General features: G+C 77.1%; 7 protein-coding genes and 1 riboswitch. Of the genes, 3 read left to right on the top strand and 4 right to left on the bottom strand.

Going from position 1 to position 6,042, the window contains the following annotated elements:
• Positions 1-23: 23 nt before the first annotated feature.
• Complete coding sequence (locus ACW0Q9_RS28430) at positions 24-158, bottom strand: hypothetical protein (protein WP_456186492.1); 135 nt, start codon at positions 156-158, stop codon at positions 24-26.
• A gap of 45 nt (positions 159-203) precedes the next feature.
• Positions 204-333, bottom strand: a riboswitch (cobalamin riboswitch).
• 295 nt (positions 334-628) lie between these two features.
• On the opposite strand from ACW0Q9_RS28430, the gene ACW0Q9_RS28425 reads away from it, so the two are divergent.
• The gene (locus ACW0Q9_RS28425) at positions 629-1,336 is read left to right on the top strand and encodes an MBL fold metallo-hydrolase (protein ID WP_456186490.1); all 708 of its coding nucleotides are present in this window, start codon (positions 629-631) and stop codon (positions 1,334-1,336) included.
• Between the two features lie 12 nt (positions 1,337-1,348).
• Here ACW0Q9_RS28425 and ACW0Q9_RS28420 read toward each other — a convergent pair whose 3' ends face one another.
• Both ACW0Q9_RS28420 and ACW0Q9_RS28415 read right to left on the bottom strand, forming a co-directional pair.
• The gene (locus tag ACW0Q9_RS28420; protein ID WP_456186488.1) at positions 1,349-1,681 is read right to left on the bottom strand and encodes a hypothetical protein; all 333 of its coding nucleotides are present in this window, start codon (positions 1,679-1,681) and stop codon (positions 1,349-1,351) included.
• 118 nt (positions 1,682-1,799) lie between these two features.
• Positions 1,800-2,978 carry an MFS transporter gene (locus ACW0Q9_RS28415; RefSeq protein WP_456186494.1) on the bottom strand — a complete coding sequence of 393 codons (1,179 nt, stop codon included), beginning with the start codon at positions 2,976-2,978 and terminating at the stop codon, positions 1,800-1,802.
• A 184-nt stretch (positions 2,979-3,162) separates the two neighbouring features.
• Between ACW0Q9_RS28415 and ACW0Q9_RS28410 the strand changes: the two genes are divergently transcribed.
• Both ACW0Q9_RS28410 and ACW0Q9_RS28405 read left to right on the top strand, forming a co-directional pair.
• Positions 3,163-4,152, top strand: a complete 990-nt coding sequence (locus tag ACW0Q9_RS28410; protein ID WP_456186486.1) for a LacI family DNA-binding transcriptional regulator — start codon at positions 3,163-3,165, stop codon at positions 4,150-4,152.
• 71 nt (positions 4,153-4,223) lie between these two features.
• Positions 4,224-4,919: an alpha/beta hydrolase gene (locus tag ACW0Q9_RS28405; RefSeq protein WP_456186484.1), complete on the top strand. Its 696-nt coding sequence runs from the start codon at positions 4,224-4,226 to the stop codon at positions 4,917-4,919.
• A 6-nt stretch (positions 4,920-4,925) separates the two neighbouring features.
• Here the strand turns inward: ACW0Q9_RS28405 and ACW0Q9_RS28400 are convergent.
• On the bottom strand, positions 4,926-6,042 hold a 1,117-nt coding region (locus ACW0Q9_RS28400), incomplete at its 5' end, for an FUSC family protein (RefSeq protein ID WP_456186482.1).

Raw genomic sequence — 6,042 nt, 5'->3', positions numbered from 1 at the left:
GGGTGTCGGACCCGGCGGGGCGATCAGCGGCGGACGGCGCGAATCCGCCCGGCGCGCGGCGCGGCGGCCTGCGGGGCGGCGGGGTGAGCGGTCAGCGGCGCGTCGGTGCGCGCCGGCCGGATACGACGATCGTCGTCGATGGCGGAAAGGCCGTGCATCGGTTCCTCCTCGGGTGTCCACGCCCTGGGGCTCTCCGACGGCCGAAGTATCCTGGCTCCCGGATCGACGCTCACCCCCGGCCTTCCAACCGCGCACGCACGGCCGTGACTCACGAGGGGGGATCGCTCCCCGGTGACAGTGGCGGGACCGCGCCGGAATCGCACCGGCTTCCTTCACTGCCGTCAGGCCGCGAATGCTGCCACAGCCGCCCGGCGTGGGTCAACGCCGGGTCCCCCGCCTGCCGCCCCCGCCGACGGCATCCGCAACGATCGATGCGGCTTCCCCTGGTTGGAATGGCGCTGATCGATGGGTGCTGGCTATTCCGGCGAGGTGCGACGGGCGTTCCCGGCGGGCACCCGTCCGCGTCCGGAGAACCGCGTCGGCGCAGCCGGGGCAACCGGAGCGGCACCCGGCCGATAGCATCGCGGGAAACTGTTGATCACGTGCCGCGGAACGGGAGGAATTGCCGGTGGCGCTGCGACACCTCGCCGGTCGGGTCTGGTTGTTCCCCGGCGATCCCGACCCGCTCGCGGTCCGCCCCACCGTGGCGGTGGTCGCCGACGACCGCGGAAGTGTGATCGTCGACGCGGGCCAGAGCCCCGCCCACGCCCGGGAGATCCGAGCCGCGCTGGCGGCGGCGGGGCTGCCGGAGCCACGCTGGCTGGTCTACACCCACCACCACTGGGACCACGTCTGGGGTGCCTGCGCCTGGCCGGGTGTGGAGATCGTCGGGCACGAGTCGGGGGTGGCCCTGCTGCGCGCCGAGGCGGCCCGGCCGTGGAGCCACCGCTACCTGCGCGAGCAGGTCCGCGAGAACCCGCGCCTCGGGCACAGTTTCCGGGCCCGGGCCCTGGCGGTCGACTCCTGGGACGGGTTCGCGGTGCTCCCGCCGACCCGCACCTTCGCCGACGAGCTGACCCTGCCCACCGGCGTGGTGGTCCGGCACGTGGGCGGGCGGCACGCCCCGGACTCCGCGGTGGTGCGGGTGCCGGATTCCGGGGTGCTGCTGCTCGGCGACTGCTGGTACCCGCCGCCCGCGCATCTCCGGACGCCCGAGGACGCGCCCGACCTGGCGCTGGCGGCGAGCCTGCTCGACGACGACGTCGCCTGGTACGTCTCCGCGCACGACAAACCGCTGCGGCTGGCCGAGGCACGGGCCGCACTGACCGCCGGCTGACCCTCGCGAAGGTCAGCGGGCGCGGCGCTCCGGGTGGGCCCGGTTCCAGGCCCGCATCCGCTCCGGGTAGCCGGTGCGGGCGGCCTCGTAGAGCGGGACCGCGTGCTTCCGGGCGATCTTCGCGGCGGCCCGGGGCGAGCCGGTGCGGCGGCGGATCCACTCCCCGTCGTGGGCGATGGCCACCACGGTGGTGTCGGTGGCGGTGGTCTCCGGTTCCAGGTAGAACTCCACCCCGCGCCGGCTGGTCACGAAGGCCTCCAGCGCGGCCAGGTCGTCCCGGTTCGCCTCCCGGTCGAGCTTCGTCGGGGTCGTCGGGTCGGTGGCCCGGCGGCTGAACCAGCCCATGCCCGCCTCCTCTCCTCGGCGTCCCCTCCAGTGCAGCACCGGTTCCTGTCAACCGGCTGGGAGGCGGGTGGACGTCCGCTGGCGGTCCGGGGCGTGCCCGCGGTGCCGCCCCGCCGGGTCAGCGGGCCGGCGGGCGCAGCACCGGGACCAGGGCGAGGATGGGCAGCAGCAGGAGCGGCACGACGCCGAGGGCGTGCAGGATGCCCAGCCGGTCCCCGAGGAAGCCGAGCAGCGGCGGGCCGGCGAGGAAGGCGGTGTAGCCGATCATGGCGACCACGCTGACCCGGGTCGGCGCCCGGTCCTCGTCGTCGGCCGCGGCGCTCATCCCGACCGGGAAGCCGAGCGACGCCCCGATGCCCCACAGCGCCACGCCGACCACGGCGAGCGGCCCGGAGCCGGCGAGCACGGCGCACGTGGCCCCGGTGGCGGCCAGCGCGATCGTGCCGAACAGCACCGGCACCCGGCCCCACCTGTCGATCGCCACGGTGCCGGCGGTGCGGCCGAGGGTCATGCCGACCACGAAGACCCCGAAGACGGCGGCGCCGGCCGCCTCGCTCACCCCGTACCCGTCGACGAAGGCCACCGCCAACCAGTCGTTCGCGCTGCCCTCGGTGAACGCCATCACCAGCACGAACAGGCCGATGAGCAGGGTGCGCGGCTCCCGCCAGGTGGCGAGCAGCGCGCGCCGGTGTGCGGCCGGGTCGGCCGAGTCGGCCGTCTCGGCCGGTGCGGGCAGGAAGGCGCGGGCGCCGAGCAGCGTGCCGGCCAGGACCAGCGCCGCGATCACGGGCAGGTGCCAGCCGACGGGCACACCCAGCCGGGCCGCCCCGGCACCGATCCCGGCCCCGGCGACCGAGCCGAGACTCCAGGCGGCGTGGAACCGGGGCATGATCGTCCGGCCGAGCCGCTTCTCCACCGCCGCGCCCTCGACGTTCATCGCCACGTCGCAGGTGCCGGAGCCGTAGCCCACGGCGAAGAGCCCGACCACGACGCCGAGCAGCGAGCCGGCCAGGCTGGCGGAGAGGCCGGCGACCGTCAGGCCGAGCGCGACCAGCACGGTCGAGCCCACCACGGTGCGGGCCGGGCCGAGCCGCAGGGTGACCAGTCCGGCGGTGGACATGGCCACCAGCGCGCCGGCCGACATGGCCAGCAGCAGCAGGCCGAGCCGCCCGGCGCTGAGCCCGAGCGCCTCGCGGATCGCGGGCACCCGGGCGAACCAGGTGGCCACCGCCAGCCCGTTGAGGGCGAACACGACCGCCACGCCGTTGCGGGCGGCCAGGACCGCCCGCGGGGTCATCGCGCGGGCCTCGCCCGGCGCGTCGATGGTGCTGCTCACCGTGGTGTCGTCCTCTCCCCCAAGTGCGTCCGACGACCATCGCACACCTGAGAGCGCTACCACCACAAACGCTCCCACCCCTTACCCCGGCCGGTCCCGACCGGGCATGATGCCGACAGAACGGCCGCCACGGGGAGGACCAGACATGGACACGCCGACCAGCCGCCCGGTGACCCTCGACGACGTGGCCCGCGCGGCCGGGGTCTCCCGGGCCACCGCGTCCCGGGTGCTCGGCGGCTACGGGTTCGCGTCGGTGGACGCCCGGGACCGGGTCGGCGCCGCCGCGGACCGGCTCGGCTACGTGCCGAACACCACGGCCCGCGCGCTGGTCCGGGGCGCCGGGGTACGCCTCGTCGTGGCCGTCGCCGGCACCGACGCCACCGTGCTGGACGACCCGTACGTGGACCGGCTGGTGGGCGCGGCGGCCCGGGTGTGCGCCCCGCACGGGGTCGGGGTGGCCCTGGAGTGGCTGCCGCTGGACGCCCCGGCCGGGCTGCGCCGGCTCGGCGACGACCGGAGCGTCTGCGGCGTGCTGCTGGTCAACACCACCGCGCGGGTGCTCGACGCGGTCCCCGCCGGGCTGCGCGGGCGGGTCGTCTCGATCGGCACCGGCTCCCCGGCCGTCCCCTCCTTCGACGTGGACAACGCCGCCGGCGCCGACGCGGTGCTGCGCCACCTGTACGCCGGCGGCCGCCGCCGGATCGCCATGGTCACCGGCCCGCGCTGGCTGAGCTGCGCCGAGCGGTCGGTGACCGCGTACCAGGGGCTGATGCGGGCGGCCGGGCTGCCGGTGCGGCTCGTCACCGGCGACTTCACCGCCGCGCGGGGCGGCCGGGCGGCGCTGGAGGCGCTGACCCGCTGGCCGGACACCGACGCCGTCTACGCGGCCAGCGACGCCACCGCGCTGGGCGTGATCGCCGCGCTGCGCGGGCGCGGGGTCCGGGTGCCGCACGACGTGGCGGTGGCCGGCTTCGACGACATCCCGTACGCGGCGGTCAGCAGCCCGGCGCTCACCACGGCCACCCACCCGGTGGCCCGAATCGCCACCGCGGCGGCGACCGCGGTGCTCGACGGCCGGCCGGTGCCCCCGGTGACCGCGTTCCCCTCCATGCTCGTGGCCCGGGAGAGCGCCTGAGGCCGTCGGGCGGTTGAGCCGCCGGCAGCCGGGTATCCGCCGCCCGACCCGACCGACGACAGGGGGGCGAGGTGACCGAACCCGCGCCGCCGCACCGGCAGCCCGAGGAGGGGTACCGGCACGGCCGGCTGACCGCCCGCCCCACCACCGTGGGCGCACCCGGCCCGACCGGTCCGGCCGAGGTTCCCGACCCGGCGGGCGGGCCGCCCGCGTTGCGCCACGTGCCGACCGGCGGCGCCGGGCCGTACCGGCTGGTGCTGCTGCTGCACGGCGCGGGCGGCTCGGCCCGGCAGGGCCTCGACCTGCTGCTGCCGCTGGCCGACGCGCACCGGCTGCTGCTGCTCGCCCCGCAGGCCGTGGCGAGCACCTGGGACCTGATCGCCGAGGGGTACGGCCCGGACGTGGCCCGGATCGACGCGCTGCTGGCCGCGACGCTGCGCGCGTACCCGGTGAGCGGGGTGACGGTCGGCGGGTTCTCCGACGGGGCCTCGTACGCCCTCTCGCTGGGCCTGACCAACGGCGACCTGGTCGACGCGGTGCTGGCCTTCTCGCCCGGCTTCGCCGCGCCGCTGGTCACCCACGGCCGGCCCCGGCTGTTCGTGTCGCACGGCACCGACGACCGGGTGCTGCCGGTCGACGTGTGCAGCCGGCGGCTGGTGCCCCGCCTGCACAGCCTCGGCTACGCCGCCGAGTACGCCGAGTTCACCGGCGGGCACGAGGTGCCGGCGGAGATCCGGCGGCGGGCGGTGGACTGGCTGGTGGGCTGAGCCGGGTCAGTGCCCCGGCCCGGTGACCGCCGCGTCGACCCGGGTGAGCACGGTAGCGTCGTCGTCGCCCCGGACGCCGCGCAGCAGGTCGATCGCGGTGGACCGGACCTGCCCGATGATCATGGCGAGCGGCAGGGTCTGGCCGGGGGTGAACAGCGCACCGGCCGACCGGACCGCCGCCAGCGCGGCGACCTCGACCCGCTCGGCGTGGGTGTCGGCGACGGCCTCCTGCCCGGCCAGGTCGGCGACGACCGCGTCGCCGGCCGAGCGCACCGCCTCGGCGAGGGTCCGTACGGCGCCGCCCAGTTCGGCCGGGACCGGCGCCGGGCCGCGGGTGAGGGTGACCGCGGCGCGGGCGAGCACCCGCACGTTGCGGACGGCGTAGTCGATCTGCCGGATCGAGCCCTCCACGGAGCGCAGCCGGCCCAGGTGCCGGCGGCGGCGCACGTTGAGCCGCAGCGCCTCGCCGGCGGCCTGCACCGCGCCGCGCAGCCGCTCCACCCCCGCGTCGGCGTGCCGCGCCCGTTCGAGGGCGGCCAGCGCCGCCGCGTCGTCGCCCCGGTCGAGTGCCTCGGCGACCTCACCGAGCACCCCGGCCAGCTCCTCGAAGGTGTGCCGGAACTCGCTGACCAGCGGGGCGAGCGGCCGGCGGGCGTCGACGAGCTGGCTGGCCACCACGGCCACCGCGCCGCCGATCAGCGCGTCGACGAACCGGAACGGGACCAGCGACTCGGTCGGCGGGGACACCACCACAAGGTAGAGCGCGGAGACGGCGGCCTGCACCACGGTCACCGAGCTGGCGCCGATCGCCACGGCCAGGGCGACGGTGAGCAGGATGACGGTGAGCACCGTCCAGGTGGTGCGCGGGCCGAGCGCCTGCACCACGAGGTCGGCGACGAGCACGCCGGCCGCGACGCCGAGCACCACCTCGACGGCCCGGCGTATCCGCTGGCCCCGGGCCTGGCCGAGCACGATCAACGCGGCGGCCGGGGCGAAGAACGGCTGCGGGTGGCCGACCAGCCGGGTGGCCAGGATCCACGCGACGGTGGCCGCCAGGGTCGCCTCCACCACCGGCAGCGAGCCCCGCCGCAGCCGCCCGGCCGCCTCCCGGACGGCTGCTCCG

Source organism: Micromonospora sp. I033 (assembly GCF_053890995.1).
This window is presented reverse-complemented; position numbering and strand designations above follow the sequence as displayed.